Source organism: Meiothermus cerbereus (assembly GCF_051297115.1).
Lineage (GTDB): Bacteria > Deinococcota > Deinococci > Deinococcales > Thermaceae > Meiothermus > Meiothermus cerbereus_A.
The window spans coordinates 11399-37503 of record NZ_JBEVAL010000003.1; the positions used below are offsets into that span (position 1 = coordinate 11399).

26 protein-coding genes are annotated in these 26105 nt (G+C 61.5%); 18 read left to right on the top strand and 8 right to left on the bottom strand.

Annotated features, from left to right (window positions below; translation table 11 throughout):
- The first annotated feature begins 1 nt into the window (after position 1).
- The 17 genes from rsmH to ABWU19_RS01225 are packed head-to-tail and all read left to right on the top strand — an operon-like array spanning position 2 to position 16806.
- The gene (gene rsmH, locus ABWU19_RS01145) at positions 2-853 is read left to right on the top strand and encodes a 16S rRNA (cytosine(1402)-N(4))-methyltransferase RsmH (protein WP_435899958.1); all 852 of its coding nucleotides are present in this window, start codon (positions 2-4) and stop codon (positions 851-853) included.
- Positions 850-1113, top strand: coding sequence for a hypothetical protein (locus ABWU19_RS01150; RefSeq protein ID WP_013014252.1), 264 nt, complete (start codon positions 850-852; stop codon positions 1111-1113). The genes rsmH and ABWU19_RS01150 overlap by 4 nt, the downstream gene beginning before the upstream one ends.
- Positions 1110-2525: a peptidoglycan D,D-transpeptidase FtsI family protein gene (locus ABWU19_RS01155; protein WP_435899959.1), complete on the top strand. Its 1416-nt coding sequence runs from the start codon at positions 1110-1112 to the stop codon at positions 2523-2525. The genes ABWU19_RS01150 and ABWU19_RS01155 overlap by 4 nt, the downstream gene beginning before the upstream one ends.
- A gap of 42 nt (positions 2526-2567) precedes the next feature.
- Complete coding sequence (locus ABWU19_RS01160; protein ID WP_024050299.1) at positions 2568-3887, top strand: UDP-N-acetylmuramoyl-tripeptide--D-alanyl-D-alanine ligase; 1320 nt, start codon at positions 2568-2570, stop codon at positions 3885-3887.
- A complete protein-coding gene (locus ABWU19_RS01165; RefSeq protein ID WP_435899960.1) occupies positions 3884-4675 on the top strand; it encodes a hypothetical protein in 792 nt (263 codons plus the stop codon). The genes ABWU19_RS01160 and ABWU19_RS01165 overlap by 4 nt, the downstream gene beginning before the upstream one ends.
- Complete coding sequence (locus tag ABWU19_RS01170; protein WP_024050301.1) at positions 4672-5541, top strand: phospho-N-acetylmuramoyl-pentapeptide-transferase; 870 nt, start codon at positions 4672-4674, stop codon at positions 5539-5541. Before ABWU19_RS01165 ends, ABWU19_RS01170 begins: the two co-directional genes overlap by 4 nt.
- Positions 5538-6812, top strand: a complete 1275-nt coding sequence (gene murD, locus ABWU19_RS01175; RefSeq protein WP_024050302.1) for a UDP-N-acetylmuramoyl-L-alanine--D-glutamate ligase — start codon at positions 5538-5540, stop codon at positions 6810-6812. Before ABWU19_RS01170 ends, murD begins: the two co-directional genes overlap by 4 nt.
- Positions 6805-7917 carry an FtsW/RodA/SpoVE family cell cycle protein gene (locus ABWU19_RS01180; protein ID WP_024050303.1) on the top strand — a complete coding sequence of 371 codons (1113 nt, stop codon included), beginning with the start codon at positions 6805-6807 and terminating at the stop codon, positions 7915-7917. The genes murD and ABWU19_RS01180 overlap by 8 nt, the downstream gene beginning before the upstream one ends.
- 40 nt (positions 7918-7957) lie before the next feature.
- On the top strand, positions 7958-8992 hold the full coding sequence (locus tag ABWU19_RS01185; protein WP_036199824.1) for a UDP-N-acetylglucosamine--N-acetylmuramyl-(pentapeptide) pyrophosphoryl-undecaprenol N-acetylglucosamine transferase: 1035 nt from the start codon (positions 7958-7960) through the stop codon (positions 8990-8992).
- Positions 8989-10362 carry a UDP-N-acetylmuramate--L-alanine ligase gene (gene murC / locus ABWU19_RS01190; protein ID WP_036199821.1) on the top strand — a complete coding sequence of 458 codons (1374 nt, stop codon included), beginning with the start codon at positions 8989-8991 and terminating at the stop codon, positions 10360-10362. The genes ABWU19_RS01185 and murC overlap by 4 nt, the downstream gene beginning before the upstream one ends.
- A gap of 37 nt (positions 10363-10399) precedes the next feature.
- Positions 10400-11236, top strand: coding sequence for a UDP-N-acetylmuramate dehydrogenase (locus ABWU19_RS01195; RefSeq protein WP_036199819.1), 837 nt, complete (start codon positions 10400-10402; stop codon positions 11234-11236).
- 31 nt (positions 11237-11267) lie between these two features.
- Complete coding sequence (locus ABWU19_RS01200; RefSeq protein WP_036199817.1) at positions 11268-11897, top strand: FtsQ-type POTRA domain-containing protein; 630 nt, start codon at positions 11268-11270, stop codon at positions 11895-11897.
- Positions 11894-13171, top strand: a complete 1278-nt coding sequence (ftsA, locus tag ABWU19_RS01205; RefSeq protein WP_024050308.1) for a cell division protein FtsA — start codon at positions 11894-11896, stop codon at positions 13169-13171. Before ABWU19_RS01200 ends, ftsA begins: the two co-directional genes overlap by 4 nt.
- A gap of 49 nt (positions 13172-13220) precedes the next feature.
- The gene (ftsZ, locus tag ABWU19_RS01210) at positions 13221-14285 is read left to right on the top strand and encodes a cell division protein FtsZ (protein ID WP_013014264.1); all 1065 of its coding nucleotides are present in this window, start codon (positions 13221-13223) and stop codon (positions 14283-14285) included.
- Between the two features lie 33 nt (positions 14286-14318).
- Positions 14319-14813 carry a crossover junction endodeoxyribonuclease RuvC gene (gene ruvC, locus ABWU19_RS01215; RefSeq protein WP_036199815.1) on the top strand — a complete coding sequence of 165 codons (495 nt, stop codon included), beginning with the start codon at positions 14319-14321 and terminating at the stop codon, positions 14811-14813.
- 53 nt (positions 14814-14866) lie between these two features.
- A complete protein-coding gene (locus ABWU19_RS01220) occupies positions 14867-16246 on the top strand; it encodes a TetR family transcriptional regulator (protein ID WP_235438209.1) in 1380 nt (459 codons plus the stop codon).
- A gap of 8 nt (positions 16247-16254) precedes the next feature.
- Complete coding sequence (locus ABWU19_RS01225) at positions 16255-16806, top strand: hypothetical protein (protein ID WP_435899961.1); 552 nt, start codon at positions 16255-16257, stop codon at positions 16804-16806.
- A gap of 68 nt (positions 16807-16874) precedes the next feature.
- On the opposite strand, the gene ABWU19_RS01230 is transcribed toward ABWU19_RS01225, so the two are convergent.
- Positions 16875-17291, bottom strand: a complete 417-nt coding sequence (locus ABWU19_RS01230; RefSeq protein WP_435899962.1) for a YbaN family protein — start codon at positions 17289-17291, stop codon at positions 16875-16877.
- A gap of 119 nt (positions 17292-17410) precedes the next feature.
- Entirely contained in the window at positions 17411-18397 is a 987-nt protein-coding gene (locus ABWU19_RS01235; RefSeq protein ID WP_027887268.1) for an iron ABC transporter substrate-binding protein, read from the bottom strand.
- 169 nt (positions 18398-18566) lie between these two features.
- On the opposite strand from ABWU19_RS01235, the gene ABWU19_RS01240 reads away from it, so the two are divergent.
- Positions 18567-19010, top strand: a complete 444-nt coding sequence (locus tag ABWU19_RS01240; protein ID WP_027887267.1) for a hypothetical protein — start codon at positions 18567-18569, stop codon at positions 19008-19010.
- Positions 19011-19013: 3 nt separating this feature from the next.
- Here ABWU19_RS01240 and ABWU19_RS01245 read toward each other — a convergent pair whose 3' ends face one another.
- From ABWU19_RS01245 to ABWU19_RS01270, 6 genes are read right to left on the bottom strand one after another with little or no spacing between them, the layout of a single operon-like run.
- A complete protein-coding gene (locus ABWU19_RS01245) occupies positions 19014-19940 on the bottom strand; it encodes a Wzz/FepE/Etk N-terminal domain-containing protein (RefSeq protein WP_435899963.1) in 927 nt (308 codons plus the stop codon).
- Complete coding sequence (locus ABWU19_RS01250) at positions 19933-21456, bottom strand: O-antigen ligase family protein (protein WP_435899999.1); 1524 nt, start codon at positions 21454-21456, stop codon at positions 19933-19935. Before ABWU19_RS01250 ends, ABWU19_RS01245 begins: the two co-directional genes overlap by 8 nt.
- 59 nt (positions 21457-21515) lie before the next feature.
- Positions 21516-22952 carry an undecaprenyl-phosphate galactose phosphotransferase WbaP gene (gene wbaP / locus ABWU19_RS01255; protein ID WP_435899964.1) on the bottom strand — a complete coding sequence of 479 codons (1437 nt, stop codon included), beginning with the start codon at positions 22950-22952 and terminating at the stop codon, positions 21516-21518.
- Between the two features lie 35 nt (positions 22953-22987).
- Positions 22988-23908, bottom strand: coding sequence for a glycosyltransferase family 2 protein (locus ABWU19_RS01260; RefSeq protein ID WP_435899965.1), 921 nt, complete (start codon positions 23906-23908; stop codon positions 22988-22990).
- 3 nt (positions 23909-23911) lie between these two features.
- On the bottom strand, positions 23912-24781 hold the full coding sequence (locus ABWU19_RS01265; protein WP_435899966.1) for a glycosyltransferase family 2 protein: 870 nt from the start codon (positions 24779-24781) through the stop codon (positions 23912-23914).
- Between the two features lie 7 nt (positions 24782-24788).
- Positions 24789-26096: an O-antigen ligase family protein gene (locus ABWU19_RS01270; RefSeq protein WP_435899967.1), complete on the bottom strand. Its 1308-nt coding sequence runs from the start codon at positions 26094-26096 to the stop codon at positions 24789-24791.
- Between the last annotated feature and the right edge of the window lie 9 nt (positions 26097-26105).

The window sequence follows — 26105 nt, forward strand, 5'->3', positions numbered from 1 at the left end:
CATGAACCATACCCCGGTGCTCTACCAGGAAGCCCTGGACTGGCTGGCAATCCGGCCCGGTGGGGTCTATGTGGATGCTACCCTGGGCGGAGCAGGCCACACCCGGGGCATCCTCGAGCGGGGGGGCAGGGTGGTCGCTTTCGACCAGGATCCAGAGGCCATCGCGCGGGCCAAAGCGCTGGGCCTGCCCAACCTAACCCTGGTCGAGGCCAACTTTAGCGAACTCCTGCCCCAACTGCAAAAGCTAGGTATCGGCCAGGTGGACGGCATCCTGGCCGATCTGGGGGTGTCCAGCTTCCATTTCGACGACCCCCAGCGCGGCTTTAGCTACCAGCTCGAGGGCCCGCTGGACATGCGTATGGGCTCGGGCGACCTGACCGCCGCCGAGGTAGTAAATAGCTATAGCGAGGAGGAAATTGCCGACATTCTTTTCAAATACGGTGAAGAGCCGCGTGCGCGCCGCATCGCCCGCTTCATTGTAGAGAACCGCCCCTTCACCTCCACCACCCAACTGGCCGAGGTCATCCGCCGGGCCACAGGTTTTCGGGAAGCCGGCCACCCGGCCCGCAAAAGCTTCCAGGCCCTGCGGATTTATGTCAACGATGAACTAGGCGCCCTGGAGCAGCTTTTGCGGAGCGCCGAAGCGGTGCTGAGGAAGGGTGGAAGGCTGGTAATCATCAGCTTTCACTCGCTGGAGGACCGTCTGGTCAAGCATTTCTTGCGGGAATCCGCAGTCCTGCAACCCCTTACCAAGAAACCCATTGTGCCTTCCGAGGCCGAACAGCGCGAAAACCCTCGAGCCCGAAGTGCCAAGATGCGCGTGGCCGAGCGCATAGACGGAGGCAACCCATGAAAACGGTATTGCGGTGGGGCATGGTGTATTTGCTGCTGCTGACCGGGCTGACCGCATTGGGGCATTACAATCAACAGCTCAACGCAAACCTGGCCGCTCTGGAACAGAAAGAAGCGGACTTACAGCAAAAGGAGACCCGGCTGCTATTGCAGCGCTACCAGCTCACCGCCCCCCTGGCCTTGCGGGCCTGGGCCGAGGCCAACGGCTTTATCCCCATGAGTCTGGGCCGCTGGGTGCGGCCAGAAAGGAGCACCCCTTGAACCAACTGGGCACCCACGAGCAGGCCACCCTTAACCGAGGCAGGGTGGTGCTATTGGCCATAGTGGCTTTTATGCTGGGGCTGGGGTATGGCTTTTATATCCTGTGGCACAACGCCCCAAGCCTGCTGCTACGCCCCCCTACTGCCCAAGCCGCACCAGCGGTTCGCGGCCGTCTGGAGGCCGCCGATGGAACCCCCCTAGCCCTGAGCACGCCCCAGGAGACCCGGCTGTATCCACTGGGACTCTCAGCAACCCAGTTGGTCGGTTTTGGCGAGCGCAGCGGGGGCAAGGGGCTTTCGGGCCTCGAGCTCGATCTGGAGCCCCTGCTGGCCCAGGGCCAGAACCTGCGCCTGACCATCGACCCCCAGGTGCAGGCCATCGCCGAGCAGGCCTTGTGGAAGGGCCTCGAGGCGGCCAAAGCCGACTGGGGTACGGCGGTGGTTATGGAAAGCCAGACCGGCCGACTTTTAGCGGTGGCCAATGGCCCAGCCTTCGACCCCACGGCCCCCCGGGGCGATATTCGCAAGGACATCGCCTGGCGCAACCACGCTTTTATGTATGCGCTCGAGCCGGGCTCAACCATCAAAGCCCTGACCGCTGCCGTGCTGCTGGAAGAAAACGTGGCCCGGCTGGACACCAAGGTCTATGCCCCCATGAGCCGGCGCGTGGCTGGCTGGACGATCAACGACGTGGTACGGCACCCCGAGACCCTCACCCTGAGCGAGGTGCTCAAGTACTCCTCGAATGTGGGCATCACCACCCTGGCCGAGCGAATTCCACCCAAGACCCTATTCGATTTCTTCAAGCAGCTACACTTTCTGGATGACCAGCTTCTTCCACCGTTGTCCTACCAGCCGCCAATTGCGGTGCAGATAGCCGCCCCCCAGGTGCGCCCTATACAGCGCTGGGGGCCTGCCGAGTACGCCAATGCCACCTTTGGGCAGGGTTTTCTGATTACCCCCCTGCACCTAACCGCTGCCTACAACGCCCTGGCCGCCGATGGTGTCTACCGCCAGCCCATCCTGTTCGAGGGCAACACCTCGCAAAGCAAGGCGGTCTTCCGACCGCAGGTGGCCCGTGCAATCCGCCAGGCCCTCACCCAGGGCATAACCGAGAACGCCAAGCTCCGCGGCTACACCCTGGGCGGCAAAACCGGTACCGCCCAGGTGGTGGTGAATGGCCGCTACAGCAGCAGTGTGTACACTGCCCTGTTCGCCGGCTTCATCCCCTCCGATACCCCACGCGTGACCGTGGTGGTCGCGCTGTACCATCCCAAGGGCAGCCGCATCCACGGAGCCCAGGTGGCCGCCCCCATCTACCGCGAGATTGCGGCCCGGCTCTTCGCGCTCTGGGGCGTTCCACCCCAGCCGCAGTTGGAAGCCTCGCCCAATACCAGTAAACTGGTTCATTGATGTGCATCTTGTGTATGTTGAGCAAAACACTCATATGGGCTTATGGTACCGTCCAACACTCCTAAGGAACTCCGCCCTGAATGGGTGGCCAGTCTGACCGGCGGCCAGGTGCACCCCGGTGCCTCGGTGGCCCACGACCTGCACTGGGACTCCCGCCAGGTTGGCCCGGGGGTGGCCTTTTTCGCCCTGCCGGGCGCCCGAACGCATGGGCGCGAGTTCGGTCAGCAGGCTGTGCAAGCCGGCGCCGCTTTCGTGGTCAGCGACCTGAACCACCCCGGTGCGGTGCAGGTGGCCAGGCCTGAGCGGGCCTTGCTGGCGGTTGGGCGGGCCTTGCGGGATCAGTTCAGGGGAAGCGTGCTGGCGGTAGGCGGCAGCTCGGGCAAGACCACCACCAAGGAATGCCTGGCCCAGGGGCTGGCCTGGCCGGCCCCGGAAGGCAATCTTAACAACGCCCCCGGCCTCACGCGCTTCTTTTTCCACCTGGAGCCGGCCGAAGGCTGTGTGGTGGAGCTGGGCATCGACCGGCTGCTGGAAATGGCCGAACTGACCTACCTGGCCCGACCCGATATCGGGGTGCTCACCGGCCTGGGCGTGGAGCATCTGGAAGGGCTGGGGAACCTCGAGAACGTCGTTCGGGAGGAAAGCTGGCTGTTGCAGGTCAGCCCCCTGCGGCTGGCCAGCGTGCAGGCCGCTGAGCTGCTGGACTTACCCAACCTGGTCACCTATGGCATCGAAGCCGGCGACTTCCGCGCCGAAGGGGTCGAGATGGGCCTCGAGGCCACCCGCTTCCGCTTCGAGGGAAAGGTTGTCCACCTCCCCTACCCCGGTGTGGGGCCGGTGATGGGGGCGCTGGCTGCGCTGGCCGTCGCCCGGATGCTGGACAAGCCCCTCGCCCAGACCATCGAGCGGCTGGCCGCCCTCCGGCTGCCCCCCGGCCGGATGCAGCGCCTGCGGCTGGGTGGTATCGACTTTATCCACGATGCCTACAACGCCAACCCCCTGTCGTTTAAGGCCGGAATGGCGTTTTTACAGGCGCAGCCTGGCCGCAAGTGGCTGGTGCTGGGGCGCATGGCCGAGCTGGGCCAGGAAGCCTTAAAGCACCACCTCGAGGCCGCCCGCCTGGCTGCTGCCGTCAGCCCAAACCTGGTTTTCGTCGGCCCGTTTGCAAAACAGCAGGCCGCCGAAGCCGGTGGAACCGCCGTAGAAACCATCGAGGAGGCGGTGCAGTTGCTTTTTGGCAAAGTTCAACCCGGCGACCTGGTCTACCTCAAAGCCTCGCGCAGCGTGGGCCTCGAGCGCCTTTTAGAGCTCTGGCCCAAGGAGCATCCAGCAGCGGCTGTTCATTCAAAGGAGGGGGCATGAGGGCCGGACTGGCAGCCTGTGGCCTCTGGCTGGTAGCCTACGCACCCCAGCCAGTTACCCCACCCACCAGCACACCCATCCTGATTGAAGGGGGGGTGGTGGAAGGCCGGGTGGTGCGGGCCGGGGCGCTGCAACTGGCCCTGCCCAGTCCCACCCCCTGGGTGGCGCGCAGCGGCTCCACCCTCCTGGCCGCCTATCCCTTCCAGCTTTTGATCTATCAAGATGGCCTCATCCAGGAGAGCCAGCCGTTGCCGGGGGTTCCCGCTTTCGTGCGGGCCAAACCGCTCCCGCTGGTAGGCCTGGAAGACCGCCTCTTTGTGCCGGGGCTGGGCACCCTTCCCTACAAGGCCAAAGACGCGCTCTACACCAAAGAGGGCGTCTACTGGATCGACCAGCAGGGCCTCTACCTGGGGCGCCGCCTGCTGGCCGAAGGCCGGTTTAGCTTTCTGGCCGCCAGCGAGCGCTACGTGTACGCCTTTGGGCGTGAAGCCCTCCGCCTGCCCGATAACCTGCGGGTTCCTTTGCCCGCTGGCGTGCAGGCCGCCGTGGTGCAAGACGACCTCTACGTGCTTACCTCCGAGGGAATTTACCGGCTAAGCCCGGAGGGGCTTCAACTGGGCTTCCGAGCCGGGGTGTACAAGGGCCTCGAGACCGACGGCACCTACCTCTACACGCTCGAGGCGGGCCGCCTGCGCACCCTGCAGCTTAACCTGGATACCGCGCACCGGTTGGAACTCCAAGCAGGTATGGCAAACACCCGACCCCTTTTCCGTTTGGAGGTACCATGAACACCCTCGCAGCGGCACTGCTCCTGAGCTGGTTCCTGGTGGGGCTTTGGATTACCCTCATGCAGTCGCTGCGGCTTGGCAAGCAGGTGCGGGCCGATGGGCCGCAAAGCCACCTGGCTAAGATGGGCACCCCCAGCATGGGCGGGGTGGCGTTTCTGCTGGCGGCGGGGGTTGTGTACGGCCTCTCGGGCGGCGATAAGTGGGCGGGGCTCTGGCTGCTGGTGCTGGGCATGGCCCTGCTGGGCTTAGCCGACGACCTGGCAGGTTCGCTGCGCCGCCCCCTGAGGGCCCGGGAGAAGCTGGTGGTGCAGGCGCTGATGAGCCTGATCTTCGCCGTATGGGCCGCGCGCCAGGTGCAGTACACCCCCTACCCCGTGCTGGATGTTCTGATCTTTACGCTGGTGGTGATAGCCGCCTGCAACGCCTTCAACTTTACCGACGGGGTGGACGGGCTGCTGGCCAGCGTCACCACGGTCATACTGCTGCCCTTCGTGGGCCTGCCCATCGCCCAGGCCATGGTGGGGGCGCTGCTGGGCTTTTTGTGGCACAACGCCCCCAAGGCCACGGTGTTTATGGGCGATACCGGCAGCATGGCCCTGGGCGCGCTGACCGCAGGGCTTTTCATCCTGGAGGGCAAGCTGTGGTGGCTGCCGCTGGCCGCGCTGATTCCGGTACTGGAGGTGCTCTCGGTGGTCATCCAGGTAAGCTATTTCCGCCGTACTGGAAAACGCTTCTTCCGCATGAGTCCGCTGCACCACCACTTCGAACTGTCCGGCTGGCCTGAGAGCAAGGTGGTCTTTCGCTTTGTCGTTGTCACCGCATTGTGCACAGCCCTGGCGGTGCACCTGTGGGGAGGGATGGGATGAGGCGGCTGGTATACGGGCTCGGTCGCAGTGGGCTGGGGGTGTTGGCCTACCTGCAGCGGCACGGCCTCTCGGCTGCCTTCTACGACGACAAGCTCAAGCCCGAGGAGGCTGAGCAGGCTCTAAGGCTGGGGTTTGCCCTCGAGCCCAACCCCACCCCCGGCCTTTACGACCAGGTAATCGCCGCCCCTGGCGTCCCCATCCAGCACCCCCGGCTGGCCGCGCTCAGGGAGGGAGGGGCCGAGGTGATCGGCGAGGCCGAGCTGGTCTACCGGCATTCGCAAACCCCGCTCATCGGCATCACCGGCACCGCCGGCAAGACCAGTTGCACCCTATTCACCGGGCACTTTTTGCGGGCGCTGGGCTTCAAGGCGGTTGAAGGGGGTAACATCGATCCCCCCCTGGCCAGTGTGGTGGACGACGCCGAGGTGGTCGCGGCCGAGATGAGCAGTTTTCAGCTCGAGCGCGTCGTGCATTTCCGGCCCAGGGTGGCGGTACTCCTACTGCTGGGCGTGGATCACCTCGACCGCCACGGCAGCCTCGAGGCCTACCACGCCGCCAAGCTCAACCTGATCAAGAACCTCACCGCCGAGGATGCCCTGGTCTACAACGCCAAAGACCCCAGAATTCTGGCAGGCATCGAGGGAAGCCCAGCCCGTCGCTACCCCTTTGAGCCGGCCAATAGCCCCCGCGAAACCAATCTGAACGCCGCCCTGCAAGCAGCCCTGGCCTATGCCCAGATCGTCCAGCGCGAGCAGCCAGGCCGAACCTGGGCGGTCGAGCCCAGCGCACAGGGCCTGGCCCCGTACCGGGCCAGCGCCCCCCAGCCCGAGGCCCGCTACGAGGTGTTTGCCCGCATGGGCGGTTTGCAGTTCATCGACGACTCCATCGCCACCCGCCTCGACTCGGTGCGCATGGCCCTGGAAGCGGCCCCCGGGCCGGTGGCCTGGATTCTGGGGGGTGTGGACAAGGGCGCACCGGCCGCCGAGCTCCTGGGGGTGGTGGAGCGCAAGGTGCGGCTGATTCTGGCGGTGGGTCGGGATGGCCCCCGCCTGGCCGCGCCGTTTCGGGGCCGGGTGGAGGTGGTGGAGATCAGCGAGCCCGACGGGCGCAAAGCCCTGCGCGAAGCGGTGCTCGAGGCCCGCCGGCGGCTCACTACCGGCAGCGTGCTGCTGGCCCCCCTGGCCACCTCCTTCGACCAGTTCAAAGACTACAAGGAGCGCTCCAAGGTATTCCGGGAAGTGGTCATGGAGCTGGGAGGAAGCCATGGATAGCATCCTGCTTCTGGCCCAGCTCCTGCTGTTTGCCCTCTCGGCCCTGGGGGTGGCCACCTCCGACTGGATGCGGGCCGCCCCTGAGCAGCACAGCCTGGAGAACCTGCGCAACATCGCCCTCTCGCTGGCCCTGATGCTACTGGTCTCGCGCCTGCGCCCCCAGTGGGCCCTCCAGACGGCTCGGCCCATCTTTCTGCTATCGCTGGGGCTTTTGCTCGCCAACCTGCTGGTAGGTTTTGGGCCGGGCAGCGAGCGTCGCTTTATCGACCTACCCTTCACCTCGTTCAACATCCAGGCCTCGGAGCTGGCCAAGCTGGCGGTGGTGCTCTACCTGGCTGCCTTTTTCCACAACAAACCCACCGACTACCCCATCATCGGCCCCATCCTGGCCATCAGCCTGGCGGCCGGGCTGATCATCGCTTCCCCCGACCTGGACACCGGCCTGTTCGTGTTGCTCCTATCAGGCTTCTTGCTGATCGTCATCGGGGTGCCCTGGCGGCGTTTGCTGGCCATTGGGCTGGCGGCCTGGGTGCTGGCGCTCTCGGTCTCGGGGCTGTACCTGCACCGCTTCGAGAAGGTGCGCGACCGTTTCGAGGGCTGGAGCACCTACATCAGCGGGCGGGTTGACGAGCTGAGCCCAGAGGTCATCCGGGGGCCGCTATACCAAATCACCCAGGCCCACAAAATCATCGTCAACGCCGGGCCGTTTGGGCAGGGGGTGGGTTCGCGCATGCCCAACCTGCCGGAGTCCCACAACGACTTTATCCTGGCCTCAATCATCTGGTCGGGGGGGTGGCTGGCGGGCTTTATGGTTTTGCTGGCCTGGTGGCTCATTCTGGCTCGAGGGCTGCAAATCGCCGCCAACCTAGAAGGCGCCCAAAGCGTGCTGGCCCTGGGTCTGACGCTGTACCTGGTGTTGCAAGCCGCCCTCAACATCGCCGCCGTGATCGGCACAGTACCCATCGGTGGCTCGCCGCTGCCCATGGTCAGCATGGGCGGCAACTCCATGCTGATGGCCGGGGTGGCTATGGGGCTCTTGCAGGCCCTCTCGAGGGAAGCCTTTGCCGGACAAAGCAAGACTCGCAAACAGGAGGCGCACCCATGAGGTTGCACAAGCCCTCTGTACCACCCACTCGAGGAGGCGCATGGTGATCGTTACCGGCGGCGGCACCGGCGGCCATCTCTATCCGGGGCTGGCGGCGGCGCGGGCCCTGCTGGCCGCCGGCGAGCCGGTGACCTATGTGGGGGCCCTGGGGGGCCTCGAGGAGCGGGTGCTCCCGGAATCCAGGCTGCCGTATCGGCTCATCCCGGCCGGCAAACTCTCGCGCGAGGCGCTGCGTCCGGGTGAGGGGGTGAAGGTGCTGCGGGGCCTTTGGCAGGCCCGGCGGGTGGTGCGGGAGCTGCGGCCCCGGGCGGTGCTCTCTATGGGCGGTTACGCGGGCTTTCCGGTGGCTTTCGTGGCCGCACTGCTGGGCATTCCCATGGTAATTCACGAGCAAAACGCCAGGCTGGGACTGGCCAACCGCATCCTGGCCCGGCTGGCCCGGCGGGTCACCCTCTCCACGCCCATACCACTGGAGCCCCGGCTGGCCGCCAAAAGCCAGGTGGTGGGATACCCGGTGCGCGAGGAAAAACACAGCCCGGCCGAGGCTCGAGCCGCCCTGGGGCTAGATCCCACACGCCCCACCATCCTGATTCTTGGCGGCAGCCAGGGCAGCAAGGAGCTCAACGAACAACTGCCCCAGCGGCTCTATCCCCTCCTGGGCGCGTGGCAGGTTCTGCACCAGTGCGGGGTGCGTTGGGAGGGCGAGCTCAAGGCCCGGGAGCGGGCGCACTACTTTGTGCGCGGCTATGTGGATAGCGCGCTGGCCTGGAGCGCCGCCGATTTTGCCATCACCCGCGGGGGGGCTGGCACCTTATCGGAAGCGGCCTTCCACCAGGTACCGGTGCTGGGCGTACCGCTGCCACGCCACCTGGACGGGGGGGCGCAATGGGCCAACCTGGGCTTTTATGCCGAGCGGGGCGCGGCCCGGCTGCTTCACTCCTGGGATCAGTTCGAGGCCGAGCTTAATGCTTTGCTCGACCCCTCCACGCGGGCCCACATCCGCGATAGACTCAAGGGGTTGTCGCCAGCCGGAGCCGCCGAACGGCTGGCCCGGATTGTCTTGGAGGTAGCGTGAAGCATTATCACCTGATGGGCATTGGGGGAATAAGCATGAGCGGGCTGGCCCGCATCCTGCGCAAGGACGGGCATCTGGTGAGCGGCTGCGACAGCCAGCCCTCCGACCTGACCCGGCAGCTCGAGCGCGAGGGCATCCGGGTCTACCAGGGCCACAGCCCCGAACACCTGCACGCCGTGGACGTGCTGGTGGCCTCCACCGCCATCAAGGACAGCGAGCCCGAGCTGGTCACCGCCCACACCCTGGGCATCCCGGTCTGGCGGCGGATCCAGGTGGTAGCCGAGATTTTGCGCGGTGGCTTCAGCCTGGGCGTCACCGGCTCGCACGGCAAAACCACCACCACCTCGATGCTGGCTAGCATTTTTATCGCCGCTCAGACCGACCCCACCGTGCTGCTGGGGGCCGAGCTGGGCCTGATCGGTGGCAGCGCCAAGGTGGGCTCGGGCCGGTATCGGATTGCCGAGGTGGACGAGTCCGACCCCTTGTTCCGTTTTTTGGAGCTGGACGTGGCGGTGCTGACGAACCTCGAGGCCGACCATGTCTCGCCCGATGGGCAGGCCCGCCCCAACTACCACACCTCCTTCGAGGCCCTGCAGAAGGCCGTGGGTTCCTTCGCTGGTCGGGCCAAGCACGTCATCTACAACGGCGAGCCCCGCTGGCAGTTGCTGGACGCGCTCACCCAGGGCCGCCCCCGCAGCAGCTTCGGGCTTTTGACAGGCGACTGCCACGCTAAAGAAATTGCCCTCGAGCCCTTCGGCAGCCGCTTCGAGCTGGTCTGGCAGGGTCAGGTGCTGGGCCCGGTGCACCTGCAAGTCCCCGGCGAACACAACATCACCAACGCCCTGGCCGCCTCCACCGCAGCCCTGGTGGCCGGGATACCCTTCGAGGCCATCCAGCAGGGCCTCTACCAGTACACCGGGGCCAGCCGTCGTTTTGAGAAGATTGGCGAACTCAACGGGGCCCTGATCGTGGACGACTACGCCCACAACGCCACCAAACTGTTCGCCCTGCTCAAAGCCGCCCGCAACACCGGCCTGCGGGTGCGGGCGGTCTTCCAACCCCACCGCTATGGCCGCAGTGAGCAGGAATGGCCCCTGTACGCCCAGGCCCTCGAGCAAGCCGACGAGACCCTGCTCCTCGATGTCTACGCCGCCGGGGAAGCCCCCCTCCAGCTCACCAGCGCCCAGATTGCCCAGCGCATACTCGAGCACCTCCGCGCCAAGGGCCGCCGGGCTTCCTATCAGAGCTGGGAAAGCGCCCTCGACTACCTGCGCCAGAGCGCCGCACCGGGTGAGCTGATTCTGACCATCGGGGCCGGCAACGTCTTCAGGCTGGGGCGGCTGCTGGTGACCGAAAAGGAGGCCGTGTGAGGGGTTTGGGAAAGGCCACCAATCTGAGGTAGGAATTATGAAAATTGCGCGCCTGCCACTCGCCAAGCTCACCACCATCGGGGTGGGGGGGGAGGCTGAGGTCTGGACGGTAGAGACGCTGCGTGATCTCAAAACGGCCACCCAGGCCCCCTACCGGGTGCTGGGCAACGGCTCCAACCTGCTGGTCTCGGACGCGGGTGTTCCAGAACGGGTCATCCGGCTCTCGGGGGAGTTCGCCGAATGGCGCCCCGACCTCTCGGGCTGGGTGGGGGCGGGCGTCCTGGTGCCCAGCCTCTTGCAGGCCGCGGCCCGGCTGGGTCTGAGCGGCCTCGAGGGCCTGCACGGGGTGCCGGCCCAGGTGGGCGGCGCGGTCAAGATGAACGCCGGTACCCGCTTCGGCGAGATGGCCGACGCCCTCGAGCTTGTCGAGCTGTACCACGATGGCGGCCTGCATGTGTACCGCCCTTCGGAGCTGGGCTTCCGCTACCGGCATTCCGAGCTCCCCGAAGGCAGCATCGTCACCCGCGTCAAGCTGCGCCTGACCCCTTCCACCGAAGAGGCCGTACGGGCCAAAATCGCCCTGGTGGACGCCGCCCGCAAGGGCCAGCCCAAAAAGAAGAGCGCGGGCTGCGCCTTCAAAAACCCCCCCGGCGACTCGGCGGGCCGCTTGATTGATGCAAACGGCCTCAAAGGCACCACCATAGGCCGGGCCATGATCAGCCTCGAGCACGGCAACTTCCTGGTCAACCTGGGTGGGGCCACCGCCGCCGAGATGTACGCCCTGATCCGCAAAGTACAGGCCGTCCTGCCCCTCGAGGTGGAGTGGGAAATCTGGGGTGAGATCGCACCTGCTGAGACAGAGGTGAGCCGATGAGGACAGGTATGTTTCCAGAAGGGAGGTTGGCGTGATCCGGGCCGGGCTTCTAACCCTGCTGCTGGCCTCCCTGGGGGTGGGTTCGCTGGTGGTGCTGCCCATCGAACGGGTCGAGGTGGTCGGCCACCGACAGCTCTCCCCCACCCAGGTTCAGCAGATCACCGGCCTCGAGCCCGGTGCGCCGTGGCTGTGGGCCTGGCCTTACAGGCTAAAGCCCCTGCTGGACAACCCCTGGGTGCGTTCGGCCACCCTCGAGCGCCCCGCGCCCGGGCAAATACGCATCGTGTTACAAGAACGCACCTCGATAGCCAACCTTCTACTCGGTAAAACCCGAATGGGCCTGAGTGCAGATGGCGTTCTGCTGCCCAATCCACCGGCCCAGACCCCGGTGATTGAGGGGCGGGGTGATGTGCCCATTGACGATCTGCTGCTCCTGGTACAGGCGTTCCCCAACGCAAAGCACATCCGCTACGATGTGGGCGGTTATCAGATCTTGGCCGATGGGCTTAATGTTTGGGGTAAGAACGTCAAAGAGTTGCAAGATTGGGCTAAACTCAGCAGAATAGGCAAAAGTGACGCAAGCGCGGTTCTTGCGCACCCCGCCGCGTGGTCAAACGGCCGTATATATGTGTATTCTTGGGGGGTGAGTGCTCGCCGATGATTCTCGTAGGCCTAGACGTTGGAACCACCAAAGTAACAGCAGTCATCGGTGAACTGTCCGCGGATGGCATCCTCGACATTATCGGGGAGGGCACGGTGCCCTCCCATGGGCTCCGCCGCGGCGTGGTAACCAACCTCGAGCGCACCACCGAGTCCATCCGCCAGGCCATCTTCCAGGCCGAACGGGTGGCCGGGGTCAAGGCCGAACAGGTCTGGGTGGGGGTGGCCGGGGCCCACGTGCGCAGCGTAACCAGCCATGGCCTGGCCGCCATCCGGCGGGGCCAGCAGATCACCGCCACCGACGTAGAGCGGGCCATCGAACAGGCCAAGGCCTACCCCTTCGAGGGTGATTTCGAGCTAATCCACGCCCTTCCACTGGAGTTCCGGGTGGACGGCCAGGAGGGCATCCGCGATCCCATCGGCATGGCTGGGGTGCGGCTGGAGGTCGACGTTCACCTGGTAGCCGGTAGCAAAGGCCCGCTCACCAACCTGCGCAGGGCCGTCGAGGACGCCGGCCTCGATCTCCAGGGCATGGTCTTGCAGGCCTACGCCTCGGGGCTGGCGGTGCTCTCGCCCGAGGAGCTCTCCATGACCATCATGCTGGTGGATATCGGCGGCGGCACCACCGATGTGGCGGTCTTCCGCCAGGGCCGGCTGGCCCACTCGGCCGTCATTCCGCTGGGGGGCGACCATGTCTCACAGGATATCGCCAAGCTGCTGCAAATCCCGGTGGAGGAAGCCGAGCGGGTGGCTAAAAAATACGGCGCCGCCCTGCCTGAGCTCGCCGATCCCGAGCTGGTGCTCGAGGTGAGCCAAGAGGGCACCGCCCAGATCTCTTACCAGGCCCCCGACCTGGCCCGCATCATCCGGCCCCGCCTGCGGGAAATTCTGCACCTGGCCCGTCAAAGCGTGGATGAAGCCCTGGGTCCCCTGGAAATCACCGTGGGCAAGGTCATCCTGACCGGCGGCACCAGCATGGTACGCGGCCTGGAGGAGCTGGCCCGCAAGCAGTTCAACCTGCCGGTGCGGCTAGGCAAGCCCATCGGTGTGCAGGGCCTTACCGACGTGGTGGCCTCCCCTACCCACGCCACCGCCGTGGGCCTGGTGCGCCACGCCGCCAGCCTGGCCGCTCAATCCCACCCTGTCCGCAGCCACCGGCCCAGCCGCAGCAAGGCCGGCCAGGCCAGCAAACCCCTGCTGAACAGCGAGAACGCGAGCAACGCAGCCAGCGGCCTCTGGGAGCGCATTAAAGGGATGTTCAAGAACTTCTTTTAGTTATTTTCGTGTTGGTGCGGTAATCTAGTGCAATAAACCAGGAGAGATTATGGGTGACGTGCAGATTAAAGTGATCGGGCTTGGCGGCGCAGGCAACAATGCGGTCAACCGCATGATCGAATCGGGCCTTACCGGCGTTGAGTTCATCGCAGCCAACACCGATGCACAGGTTCTGGCCAACAGTCTGGCCGAGGTACGCATCCAGTTGGGTGACAAGCTCACAAGGGGGCTGGGGGCCGGGGCCAACCCAGAAATTGGTGAAAAAGCAGCCCAGGAAGCCGAAGAGCTGATTAGCGAGTACCTCGAGGGCGCCGATATGGTCTTCATTACCGCCGGGATGGGCGGTGGCACCGGTACCGGCAGCGCCCCTGTGGTCGCACAAATCGCTAAAAACCTGGGCGCCCTTACTGTGGGGGTGGTGACCCGCCCATTCTCCTGGGAGGGCCCCCGCCGCCTGCGGGCGGCCGAGGAGGGCATCAAACGCCTGCGCGAACAGGTCGATGCCATGGTGGTCATCTCCAACGACCGCCTGCTGGGTGCACTGGACAAAAAGGTCTCGGCCAAGGATGCCTTCATGATCGCCGACCGGGTGCTCTACCACGGGGTCAAGGGTATCACCGACGTCATCAACCTGCCCGGCCAGATCAACCTCGACTTTGCCGACGTGCGCACCCTGCTCACCGGGGCCGGCCAGGTCTTGATGGGCATCGGGGCCGGCCGGGGTGAAAACAAGGTACAGGAAGCCGCCCAGTCGGCCATCCAGAGCCCTTTGCTCGACCGCTCGGTGGAGGGGGCTCGTAAACTGCTTGTCAACGTGGTGGGCGATGAAGATATCTCGCTGATGGAGGCCAGCAGCGTGGTCGAGCAGATTCGGGAAGCCACCGGCGTGGAGGACGTGGACGTGCTGTACGGTCTGACCTACGATAACCGGGCCCAGGACGAGATGCGCGTCATTCTGATCGCCGCGGGTTTTAACGAAAGCGCCGTGGTCGCCAAGCCCGGCGGGCGCCCCCTCATCGACTTTCCCACCAGCAATGTGGACATCAGCAACTTCGACATCCCTGCATTCATACGCTATGGCGATGGCGACTACCCACCCAAGCGGGGCAACTAGTCTGTAAAACCGATTCCCAAGCCTCCACGCCCAATGATCGTCTTAGGCATTGACCCTGGCATCACCAACCTGGGGATCGGTGTGGTAGAGCAGGCCGGAAAACAAACCCGGATGCTGCACGCCGAGGTGGTCAAAACCACCCACGGTGAAACAGCGCCCGAGCGGGTGGGCAAGCTTTATCGGGCGGTCTACCAGGTGGCTGCCACCTACCGCCCCCAGGCCATTGCGGTAGAAGAGCAGTTCTTTTACCGGCAAAATGAGCTGGCCTACAAGGTGGGCTGGGCCATGGGAGCGGTGTTTTTGGTGGCCGATCAGCTCGAAATTCCGGTCTATGGCTATGGCCCCCCCAAGGTCAAACAAGCCCTGGTGGGAACTGGCCAGGCCGACAAGCACCAGGTGGCCTACATGGTACGAGCCCTGCTGGGCCTAAAGAGCTTGCCCAAACCCACCCACCTGGCCGATGCCCTGGCTATTGCCCTTACACACTGCTTCTATCAGCCGCTGGCCCCAGGCCAGCCGGTTAGCTAGGGTGCAAATATGAACCAGACTGAAAGCCCACGCGCTCTACAATGACTTCTGCTATGAATCGTCTAGTCGGCGTCATGGTCTTTATCTTGATGTGCGGTTTTTCCTGGTCGCAAGGCGTGCGCAGCCTGGGTATGGCCGGCCTGGTCTTGCCCGGCCCCGAGGCCGCGTACCTCAACCCTGCCTACGCCGCCTATCCCGCCGGGCGGTATGGCAGCGATCAGGGCTTCCGGTTACCAGTGGGACTTCTGGGCCTGTTGTTGCGGCCCGAAAGCAGCCCGCTGCCTGCCCTCTCGGGCCTTTCCAACCTTACCAACGAGAACAGCCCCTTTGACCTGCTGACTTTTTACGATCAGCTCACCCATCTGAACGAGTTTCTGATCAACCCCGCCTCCTCGAGGACCTTTATCAACCCCGATACCGGTTATCCCGAAATCCAGATCAATGTAGCGGCCAACGGCATCCAGGTCACCGATTACCAGGGCAACCGCATCCTGCACGACCTGGGGCTGGGAAGCCAAACCTCCATCAGCAGCACCAAAGCCCTCACGCCGGCCCCGCTTTTTCGGGTGCCGCTGGCCCTGGAGAACAACCTCTACCTGGATTTCGGCGCGTATGCCGGGGGCTTCGGCCTGAGTCTCTCGCCCAACGCCAGCCTGCGGCAGGCCTTGCAAGGCAGCCAGCTTCAGCCCAACACCGAGTATGCCGTGATTACCAATGCCAGCGCCCAGGCCGGCCTCAGCCTGGGGTTTGGCTATGCCTCCCAGCTACCCGATCTACCCATCCCCGAGGTGGGTCTCACCAAGGTGTATGTGGGGGCGCGGGGTGAGGCTTTTTATGGGCTGACCTACCTCGAGGGCAACTTTAGCATTGGGGTGCAAACCGACGCCCAGGGACAGATTGACCCCAACCAGCCACCGGTGTACAGGGGCACCGCCTTTTACACCATCCCCGGCAACGGCAACGGCTTTGGAGCCCGGGCCGATCTGGGTGTGGTGATGGAAGCCCAGGGCACCACGGTGGGGCTGGGCATCCGCAACGCACTGGGCTTTGCCCGCTGGAGCGGCACCGAATTGCAGTGGAACGGCTCATCCGCAAGCCCCACCTCAACCCCCAGTGAACGCAGCAGCTTCGGCTTCGTGCCGGCCTTCTACCTGAACGCGGCCACCCAGGTACCCCTCGAGACCGGTACGCTGCTGGTAGGAGGAGACCTGGGCTACGAGGGTAGTCTGTTCGGCCGTATCGGCGGCGAGTACAGCCTGGGCCCGGCCCGCTTCCGCGCTGGACTGGGCTTCGACAATGGCTTCCGCTTTGGACTGGGCGCTGGCTTTGTGGCCCCCGGGTTCAGCCTGGACACCGCCCTGACCACCCACCGCGCCCCCATCGTAGGCCACACCGTCTTCGGCATCGCCCTGAGCCTTGGCTTTAACTTTTGAGGTAGACCATGCCCAGAATCGCCTTCGCTCTACTGCTTCTGCTCCTGACCGGGTGCAGCGCCAGCACCCGCTACAACTTCAAGTTTGATATCCTCAGCTTTATCCCACAGAACCAGCGCAGCCTGAACATTCCCAGCGGTTACTACCCGACAGTGTACCCCAACCTCGAGGGTCAGCTAGTACCCCTACCGATTAGCCTGGACATCCTCGAGCGCGGCCAGCTAACCATCCAAGGCAGCCTTGTCAACAACGGAAGCATCCCTATGACCGGAAGCTACGAAATCCGTCTGGCTCCGGAAAGCGACAACAACCTCAACGACAACTCGGGCGGGGATGTGGGTCTGGGCAGCAACAGCTTCAACGTCGCCGCCGGGCAAAGTCAGTCGATCGCCACCTCGGTTAATCTCAGTGCCACCGATAACAGCGCGGCGTTTAACATCATCAAGTCGGGCTCGTTCCGAATCGCCATCCGGGTAGAAGTCAACAGCAACGGTGGCCGCTTCAATCTCACCACTGCCCAGGTCACAGTCATCGGGCGCCCATTTGCCCTAATCAAGTAGCCCGTTTCCCGCGCCTGGATGTGCGGCCTCCGTTCTGGAGGTCGCACAACTTCTTGCTTTAGACGTACCTACTTAACCTCAAGCTGGCGGCGGGCCAGCACAATCTCCTTGGTCGGAATGCGGCTATGAATAAACCAGAAGCCCACCACCCCCACCAGCAAGACCAGCACCTTAACCCAGAAAACCGGGATAAAGAAGATGGCGCTGGTTAGGGCAAAAAAACTCAACATGCAAAGCGCAAATATCTTGGCCCGGCGTGACATCCCCAGGCCATTGCGGTAGTCCCGCACGATGGGCCCTACCTTGGGCAGGTTGAGTATCCAGTTGAGAAAGCGCTGGCTGCTTCTAGAGAAAAAATACGCGGCCAGAATAAAAAAAACCGTCGAGGGCATCCCAGGCACCACCGTGCCGACAAAACCCAGACCGGCAAAGAAAAACCCAAGGGAAAGCCAGAGGGGTCGCAGAGGATCAAGGGGCGATCGCATAACCTCTAAATAGTATGACAAAACCCCCACGGGGATAAATGTACCCGCGACCCTCAAAAGTAATCAGCCGACACGTGACGTATCGGCTGACCCCTGAACGGTTTGAGAGCTAGGAGGCTTTAGAGCAAACCGGCCTCACGCAGCAGCCTGAGCGCAGTATCGAGGGGGAGCTTCTCAAAATCCACTTTGGGGCTCTTGGCCACTGCCTGGTTGATGGGCAGCAGGCTCGAGCTGAGCACAACCCCCTGGGTCACCGGATACTCGATGATCTCGCTAGCAAAGAACTGCTGACCCTTGGGCGAAAGCAACCACAGCAAGAAACGGTTGGCCGCCGCTGGGTTTTTGCTGGTTTTGAGAATGCCAGCCCCGGTCACCAGGGCCAGGCCGCCCACATCCCCATCGGCAAAGTAGTAGGTGGCAATACGCTGCCCCGCCCGGGCGACGCGCTGAATGTAGTAGTGGTTGGTCGTGCCCAGGTCGATCTCACCAGCCCGGATGGCTTCCATCATGGCTGGGTTGGAGGCGTAGGCTTTGGGCTCGAGGGCCTTCATATCGGCTATCCACTGCCGAGTGCGGGCCTCACCATGCTGTGCCACCATAGCCGCAATCATGTCCTGGAAGCTGCTGTAGGTCGGCGTCCAGCCAATGCGCCCTTTGTACTGGGTCAGCTTAGGCAGATCCATAATGCTTTTGGGCAGGTCTTCGGGCTTGACCCGGCTGGGTTCATAGGCCAGCACCCGCAAACGAACGGTCAGAGGCACCCACAGGCGGCTGGCCGGCACAAAATAGGCCGGCGTGCGCGTGATGGTATCACCCAGGCGCACCAGCAACCCTCGCTCAGAAGCCACGCCCAGCGCACCCGCCGTGTTGGCCCAGAAAATATCGGCCGGACTGCGGCTGCCCTCTTCCTGTAGCGCAGCCAGAATCTCGGCATCGCGCCCATAGCGCACATTGACCTTAATACCGGTCTCGGCTTCGAACTGTTTTACCAACGGCTCCACCAACCCCTGTCCACGGCCCGTGTAAACAGTAAGGCTTTGCTGCTGAGCCTGCGCCAAACCTAGCAAGGTTAGAAGGGCGGTTACAAGAACAGCTTTTTTACGCACTGTACTCCTCCTGCAGTTATTTAAGCCGTCTTCGGCTCGAGGGTGAGTCTATGAACGAGCGGGCAAAATGTCAAGTATTCCAGTCGGATTTATGTAGTTAGAAATGGTATTCATTCTCAACAAGCCCGTTCTCCAGCGCATGCCCTGGTGCTCAAGGTAAACTGGAGCAATGCGTAGGTTCTTCACACCCCCTGTAATTCGGGCCATCGGCCAGATCCTGGCAGTTTCCTACCCTTTGCTGGCGCTTTCCGCTGGAGCTCGCTCAATCTACCAGCTATTCTTCAAGCCCGGTGTGACCGACTACCTACCCCCTATCCTCTCAGCCATCGCGGCGACGGTCTATCTGGTAGCCACCGTTGCTTTTGTTATACGAAAACCCTGGGCCTGGTGGGTTTCAGTCGGTGCCCTGAGCTTCGAGATGGCAGGGGTTTTGCTGGTGGGCACCCTAAGCCTGCTCATGCCAGAGGTGATAGGCCGCACCGTCTGGCACGACTTTGGCATCGACTACGGCTTCCTGCCCCTCATCCAGCCGTTGCTCGGGCTCATCTGGCTGCTCTGGCCCGAGAACCGCAGGCTTTTTTTCGACCCAGCCCCCCGGTCGCCGGCTCGGTAGAGATCAGGGCGAACCACCTTCAGAATCGGGCGACCGGACGGCCTCGGCGATGAAGGCCCACAACACGCCCATCAGAAGCCCCAGCACACCAGCAACGACGGTAAAGAGCGCTGGCCTGGGGAAACTGGGGCGCAACGGCTCAGCCGGGGGCACCAGAACCTGCACCAACAAAGTCTGATTCACCAGTTGGCTGGTTGATTGGGGCTGCATCAATAAGTCGTTGAGAGTGTTGATGCGGGCCTCGAGCTGGGCAATCTGCGAACGCAACCGCGACTCATCGAGGCTCAGGCTGGTGTAGGCGGGGTTGGTCGCCCGGGCGGTCTGGGGGTCGTTACCCCGGGCCTCGAGGGCCGCGGCCACGGTGGGGTTGGAGACCACCTTGTCTGGCGCCTGGGCGAGCTGGGCCTGGATGCTCTTGAGCGCGTCCTGGGCGGCCTGGAGGTCGAGCCGGGTCTGGGCCAGGGCCGCCCGCAGGTTGGCCTGGGCGCCCTCGAGCAGGTTGCGCTCGAGATACTTTCGCGCCACCTCGAGAATCCGCTCGGCACGCTCGTTGGCCTCAGCAGCAGTGCCCCCTTCTGCGGTGAGGAAAAGTAATCCCCGCTTCTCGTCGAAGCGGGCCTTATAGAAGCGCGTGGGGTCATCCACGCCAAGCTGGTTGGCTAGCAGCTTGGTCTGCTGCAAGTCCACAAACCCCTGGGCCAGCCCCGGAAGGGAAGGCAGGTTGTTTAGCAGGCCCTGGTTGGACTGGTTGGCCAGACTCAGGCTCACTACCACCTGACTGGTGTAGGTTTTAGGCCAGAGCAGGCTAAAGGCCAGGGTAAGCAAGGCCAGCCCCAAGGTCACACCGACGATAAGCCGGCTGCGGCGCTTGAGGATCAGGTACAGGTCGCGCAGGGAAATCTCGTCAGAAGAAGAAGTTGCTTCACTCACATCGGTATTGTACATGCCCCAGTGCCCAACCTACTGCAATCCACAGCGTGCCAAACACCCCCGCATAAAAATAGCTATAGTCGAGAATATTTAGCCCCAAGGCTAAAACCCATAAGGCTACTACCGGCCAGCTTCGACCTGCTACCAATCGGTAGAGCACCCCCACATTCAGAAGCAAAAAGGCCACCAGCAAGGTAATCCCTCCCTCGGCAAGCAACGACAATACCAGGTTGTGGGCATGGGTCGGAAGCTCGATGAAGTCCGGTGGCGGATTTTGCAGAAAGAAAAGAGGAAAATGGCTCCATCCTATACCCCACACTGGGTGTTGCAAAAAAGCCTCCCAGGCCACCTGCCAGAACTGCAAACGAGACTGTCCGCTGGAGTCCAGACCAAGCTGACCCAACCGGCCCAGCACCTCGGGCCAGCGCCAAAATACCAGCATCGAAACTCCCAGCGTCAGGAGCACCCATCGCCGTCCCCTAGGCAAACTCCAAACCCAGAAAAGACCCAGTGCCAGCAATGCCAGAAAGGCCGTCCGACTTCCCGAGACTGCAACCCCAAGGCCAGCCCCCAGCAAACCCAGTAAGCCAATCCGCCATCCGCCCAGCAACTGCAACAGTCCCCCCATCATCACCGCCGTGTGGCCTAGCAGATTCGGCTGCGGTGTGAGTCCCCAGGCACGTCCCAGGTTGTGATCCTGAAGCTGCCAAAGCGCGTAACCCAGATGCAATGTCAGTCCCAGTAGCACAAACCCCACCACCCAGCGGACATCCACATATCTGCGCCAGAACCACCCCCCCACCAGCACCAACCAACCCAAGAGCATCTGGCTGCCCCACGCCCAGGCCCTCTGAAGAGAGGATTGCTCCCCGGTATGGCCGGGCCGATAAGAGCCGGGCTCAGTGCCTGCCTCGAGCTGCGCCCAGCCAATCTCGAGGTAAGTAAAGTCTCCCCCCTGGTTCAACAAATCGATGGCCCGTACCGAGCTATCTCCCTCTTTTGCGGTATAGCTGCCCCAGACACGGTATACCCCGGTTCCTACAGACTCCACATAAGTGGGTACGGGATTATGTTGACCTCGATTAGTGAAAAAAGTGATTTGCAGGCGAGCCTGCTGACCATCGTGGCGGAGGTAGAAACTCTGAGTGTAGGTCTGCCCAGGCTCCACGGGATACCAGTGATCAGTCAAGAACTCCGATTGCTCACGCCCGGACTCTGGGTTGTAACGCGGCAGTCGCCAGAACCCATCCCCCAGGGGGACGGCCCAACCCCCTCTTTCATCGCTATGGTTCCAACCATGCAAAGCGTTCAGATCGAATGGTCTGATCAGGTTGGATGCCTGGGGCTCTGATTCTGTTTGCTGTATGTACTCCGGCAAGGCCGGGACGGTATACAGGCTTGTGGGGGTTAGGAACTGTCCTCCCATCCCTAGCAGCGCTGCGAGTCCAAACCAGCCCGCCAAAGGTCGCAAACCTCGCATTACACCCCAAAGCCCAACCAGGGCCGCCACAGCCATGAACCAAGCCGGTTGCAGGGGCAATAACACAAAAGGTAAAGCCCAGATCCATTTCAAGGCTAGTAGGCCCCCTTGGCATACAACACCACCCAGACCGTACGGGCCAGGATGTAGAGGTCTAACCAGGGTGACCAGTTTCGCACGTAGTAGGCATCCATAGCCACTCGCTCAGCGTAAGTGGTATCGTTGCGCCCGGAAACCTGCCACAATCCGGTCAGGCCTGGGCGGACTTTGGTGTACAGAGCAAAGAGAGGGCCGTAGCGGCGCACTTCCTCCTCGACGATAGGCCGGGGCCCTACAAGACTCATCTCTCCTCTGAGCACGTTCCAAAGCTGGGGCAGCTCATCCAGGCTGGTCTTGCGGAGAAAACTACCTACACGGGTGATACGAGGGTCGTTCTTTAGCTTCTGATCACGGATCCACTCCTGCATAAGTTCAGGGTGCTGCCTCAGGTACTCCTCCAACTTGCGGTCTGCGTCCGGCACCATCGAACGGAACTTCCAAGCAAGAAACTCTCTACCCTGGAAGCCCAGACGCTTGTGTCCGTAAAAAATCGGCCCAGCAGAGTCCAGGCGCACCAGCAGACCCAGTATTCCCACGGACACAAATAAAAAGGGGGCTAACAGCAAGCAAAAAGCAATGTCCATAGCACGCTTAATCCACTGCGGCCCTGGCTGGAGAAGTCGCTGCCGAACCTCGAGGCCCAGCACACCGCCAAGATCCCGTGCCGAGACCCACAGACTCGACAGACCGAATAGATCTGGTACCAAAAGAAGATGGGGGAACACCGTCCCGTGGCGCTCGAGGAGCTCCAGCAACTGGTTTCTGGGAACCCCTGGCATGGCAACAATGGCATATTTCACCCCTTGACGGGCCAGTTCACCCGCCCGATCCAGTCCTCCCAGCACACGAACGCCCTCTATATCCTCCCCTTGCTTGGCGGGGTCGTCGTCGAGCAGCCCCACTGGTTTTAGACCCAAACCCGGCTGCTTGTTTAGGGCGCGTATCACACCCCGCCCGGTCTGACCCGCTCCCAGCACCACTACCGGAACACCCCACCAGGGCTTTCGCACCCACCACTCCCGTACCAAAGCCCGCGCCAACGGCGCGAATAGCATCATCAAAACCCAAGCAAATACAAACGCACCCCGCGAGTAGTCGGCCCCGGCCTTATACATGAAGGTAGCCCCACCCAGCACAACAAACACCAGGCTGGTTGCATAACTCAACCGACGCAGCTCTTCGGGCGGGGCAATTCCCACCCCATACAGCCCTGCCAGCCCATAGGCTATCGGAAACAGGAACAACGCAGGCCACAAGTCCAGGTAGACCTCCCAAAGCAACGAACGATCCCACAGGTAGCGCAGCCACACCGCCAGCAGCAAAGAGGCCACCACTGTCAGCACATCTGTGAGCAACAGAACCAGCGCCGTGCGGCGGGGTGAGGCCAAGGGAGCTGATAGGCCGAGTTGGGCTTCGTGGCTCAGCAGTTGCATATGCTTCACAAGCTTACTACGCTCTGCGATGTTACTTAGTTCCTACGGGCAAAGTATTTCTTGTTCATCGCCAAATGCCGCTTCAGCCAGCCAGGCAAATAGGCTTCTGAGCGGCCCAGGCGGTACGCCCCATATTTCAGAACTGTCCGCAGCAAGGCCGAGGGTATCTTTTGCGGTGCATTCTGCAGCAAGTAGGCCATCTCGGAGCGCAAAAACCGCAGACCCTCCCCTTCTGCCCTACCGAATGCCGCCAGTAGCGCACGTTCTCGAGCATGAAAAACCCCGATGTCGAAGTAGCGTTCGAACTCTTGCCTGAGGGAATAGTCGTGCGAATGGTAGACCTGTGCCTCGGCAACGTAGGCTACTTTCCACCCCGAGAGCAGCATTTTAGCTGCTACATAAGAATCTTCCCCGAAGATGATGTCGCGCGGGAACCCCCCCACCTGCTCGAGCGCCCTTCGGCGATAGCAAGCAAAGGAATCGGAGTTGAAGGCAGCTTTGAGCCCCTTAGAGGCAATATCTTGTTGACTGCGAACCTCCGAATGTGCGGGATAGTTGAACAACCGAGCGTGAGCTCCAATTGGGCCTGCACCTGGGTGGGGCAGTTGCCGCCCGTAGGCCACTCCAACCCCTGGGTCTTCAAAGGCTTGTACCAGGCGTTCCAGTGCATCCGGTCTCGCCAGAACAGCATCCTGGGTCATGTAGATTAGCAGCTCTGCCTCGGGCAGCAGGTCTGCCGCAAGTTGGCGTGTACCGCCGTGGTCAAATGTGTGGGGTTCAATTGGTATTACCTTAAAGCCAGCTTCGGCTGCCAAATGAGCGGTATCGTCCACGGAAGTCGAATCTATGACCAGGGTGTACTGGGGTTTAAAGGTCTGAGAGGCGTATGCCTTAAGCCACTTAATAAAATCTGAGCCAGCATTTAGCGTAGGAACTACCAAACCGACGCTGCTCATAAATCATCTCGTGGGAACTCTTGGGAAAAGCACAAAGCCCCGGATTCTAGAAACAATCGAAAGCCGGCGTTTGCGAAATTCCCTGCGGTCAGTTCGAAGAAGCGATTTGGCAAGGCCAAAAGCGTGGTAAAGCAGTACACCCAAAAACCAATACAACATGACGGGCGAAAGGTGTTTACGGACCAAAGCCCCAAACCCCAAACCATATTGCTGTAACTTGTTCTCGTCAAAGACATGGATGTTCTGATCCTCGTGCCAAACTTCTACGCTCGGATCGTACAGTGCGGCCCCATCTCGCAACAAAACCCTATAAACAAAGTCGGCATCTTCGTAGGAGCCAAAATAGGTTCCCACCCCTATACGCTCGTCAAACAGAGGGCTCTGTCTGGCGAAAATCGTAATGGAACTGTAGTGAGTCAAAAAATTCGATTTGGTAATTTTCTTGACTTTCGAGGGCCAGTTGCGAAGCATGGACTTTCCTGACTTGCGATCCACCACACGACCCAAAACCAGATTGACAGTCGGGTTTCTCTGGAAAGCAGCCCATACTTTTTCGAGGGTGTCCGGGTAATACGTGCAGTCATCATCTGGGAAAGCTACCACCTGCCCCTCAGCCACCCTAAGCCCTATGTTTCTATTGAGAGAGAGGCCCGTTTTGGAGCTAGGGATGTGCACGATATGAAGCCTGTTTTGGTACTGATTTAAAATAGGTTTTAGGTCTATTTCCTTATTCTGATCTACCACAATCACCTGAACTGCCGAAAGATCGAAGGTCTGCCTGGTAAGGGACTTCAAGAAAGTATTCAGCTCTTCTTCACGCCCAAGTGTGGCAACAATAAGGGAGATGAGGGGCTTGTGTGGTCTGTTCTGCATAACAAGTCTATGTACCTATAATAGGGCTCTGTCGCCGCTTTGGGTTGTCAAGGCGATTCCTGGTTTCCTCAGACACTGCTGGCACTTGAAGTATTAGCCATGCAGCCGCTAAGTACGCCATGATGTCGTTGTCATAGCCTACATATTGAAGGCTGATACAAGCCAGTAAAGGAAGCAAAAGTAGAAGTCTGGTAGACAAGGCTTTTGGACGAGCAAATATAATGACGAATAGCAACGCATATAGTACCAGTCCAACCACACCGGAGTCTACAAGATGGTTCAGAAAGGCATTGTGGAAATTGTCGTTTCCCAAAAAAGCGATTTCAGATGAGACCTCAGAAAAATAGTATCGACCGTACTGAATGCCGTTACCCCACAGAAAGTTGAAGTTGCTCAGGTTGTTCAAAAAAGACGTCCATAAAAACAGGCGGCCCCGAAAGCCGTCGTCCTGGGTACCTTGCGAAAGATCGAACAGCGACCAGTCGAACCGCAGCAGGCCAGCCAACCACTGGAGAATAAATGGAATCAACAGCAAGATCGCTCCCAGTAAGGCATAGCGTGCCAGTCTTTGTCTGGAGCTCAGAACTATCAAAAAAATAAACAAGGCAAGTCCAACAAATGTTGTCAGCTGGGCTGTTCGACTAAAGGTATACAAGACGCTAAACAAGCCCAATCCTATGACGATCCAAGACGTCCAGCTTGTGTTTCGCTTGACCCAAAGAATGCCAATATACAAGCAAACTACAAGGGCAATTTTGGTAGCCCAGATGTTTTTTTCCGCCCCTCCAAAGAATACCCCCGGAGTAACAATCAGATATGCGGCGGACGAGTTGGATACCTGCCCACTGAACGGCCACAACCAGGCATTAAGCAACACCACGTTAAGAGCGACCTGAGCTGCGCTCAACACAATGAGCAAGGTCAATAGACGCTTAAGCGAGGAAAACATAGAGCTTAGGCGATGCCGATGCATCTCAAAAAAAACGACCGAGGCTAGTAGGAAAGAGCTGTTGAGAACTAGCTTAATGTATTGTTCGTGGACTGAAAAATCTCTGTTCAAAATAAAACTTACGCTGGCCCACATGATGTAAGTGAACCCGACCAGCAGCAGAGATACGATAGGGGGCCGAACCAAGGCAAAATGTGCGCGCAAAATAGCCAACATCGCCACAGAAAAAATGAAGAGTGTGAAAAGAGGAACGTAGAACTGAATGGGGATAAATAGCGAAAAGATACAAACTAGCCACAAGCCAAAGGTTAGGTTATCTAACCTTATATCAAATCGTTTTGCAGTTGTTACGAAAATAGTGGTCATGTATATAAA

Excerpts from the sequence above, each read along its gene's own strand:
- rsmH (WP_435899958.1), top strand. The coding sequence starts at position 2 with ATGAACCATACCCCGGTGCTCTACCAGGAAGCCCTGGACTGGCTGGCA.
- ABWU19_RS01150 (WP_013014252.1), top strand. The coding sequence starts at position 850 with ATGAAAACGGTATTGCGGTGGGGCATGGTGTATTTGCTGCTGCTGACC.
- ABWU19_RS01160 (WP_024050299.1), top strand. The coding sequence starts at position 2,568 with ATGGTACCGTCCAACACTCCTAAGGAACTCCGCCCTGAATGGGTGGCC.
- ABWU19_RS01165 (WP_435899960.1), top strand. The coding sequence starts at position 3,884 with ATGAGGGCCGGACTGGCAGCCTGTGGCCTCTGGCTGGTAGCCTACGCA.
- ABWU19_RS01170 (WP_024050301.1), top strand. The coding sequence starts at position 4,672 with ATGAACACCCTCGCAGCGGCACTGCTCCTGAGCTGGTTCCTGGTGGGG.
- murD (WP_024050302.1), top strand. The coding sequence starts at position 5,538 with ATGAGGCGGCTGGTATACGGGCTCGGTCGCAGTGGGCTGGGGGTGTTG.
- ABWU19_RS01180 (WP_024050303.1), top strand. The coding sequence starts at position 6,805 with ATGGATAGCATCCTGCTTCTGGCCCAGCTCCTGCTGTTTGCCCTCTCG.
- ABWU19_RS01185 (WP_036199824.1), top strand. The coding sequence starts at position 7,958 with ATGGTGATCGTTACCGGCGGCGGCACCGGCGGCCATCTCTATCCGGGG.
- ABWU19_RS01195 (WP_036199819.1), top strand. The coding sequence starts at position 10,400 with ATGAAAATTGCGCGCCTGCCACTCGCCAAGCTCACCACCATCGGGGTG.
- ftsA (WP_024050308.1), top strand. The coding sequence starts at position 11,894 with ATGATTCTCGTAGGCCTAGACGTTGGAACCACCAAAGTAACAGCAGTC.
- ftsZ (WP_013014264.1), top strand. The coding sequence starts at position 13,221 with ATGGGTGACGTGCAGATTAAAGTGATCGGGCTTGGCGGCGCAGGCAAC.
- ruvC (WP_036199815.1), top strand. The coding sequence starts at position 14,319 with ATGATCGTCTTAGGCATTGACCCTGGCATCACCAACCTGGGGATCGGT.
- ABWU19_RS01220 (WP_235438209.1), top strand. The coding sequence starts at position 14,867 with ATGAATCGTCTAGTCGGCGTCATGGTCTTTATCTTGATGTGCGGTTTT.
- ABWU19_RS01225 (WP_435899961.1), top strand. The coding sequence starts at position 16,255 with ATGCCCAGAATCGCCTTCGCTCTACTGCTTCTGCTCCTGACCGGGTGC.
- ABWU19_RS01230 (WP_435899962.1), bottom strand. The coding sequence starts at position 17,291 with ATGCGATCGCCCCTTGATCCTCTGCGACCCCTCTGGCTTTCCCTTGGG.
- ABWU19_RS01240 (WP_027887267.1), top strand. The coding sequence starts at position 18,567 with ATGCGTAGGTTCTTCACACCCCCTGTAATTCGGGCCATCGGCCAGATC.
- ABWU19_RS01250 (WP_435899999.1), bottom strand. The coding sequence starts at position 21,456 with ATGGCTGTGGCGGCCCTGGTTGGGCTTTGGGGTGTAATGCGAGGTTTG.
- wbaP (WP_435899964.1), bottom strand. The coding sequence starts at position 22,952 with ATGCAACTGCTGAGCCACGAAGCCCAACTCGGCCTATCAGCTCCCTTG.
- ABWU19_RS01260 (WP_435899965.1), bottom strand. The coding sequence starts at position 23,908 with ATGAGCAGCGTCGGTTTGGTAGTTCCTACGCTAAATGCTGGCTCAGAT.
- ABWU19_RS01265 (WP_435899966.1), bottom strand. The coding sequence starts at position 24,781 with ATGCAGAACAGACCACACAAGCCCCTCATCTCCCTTATTGTTGCCACA.
- ABWU19_RS01270 (WP_435899967.1), bottom strand. The coding sequence starts at position 26,096 with ATGACCACTATTTTCGTAACAACTGCAAAACGATTTGATATAAGGTTA.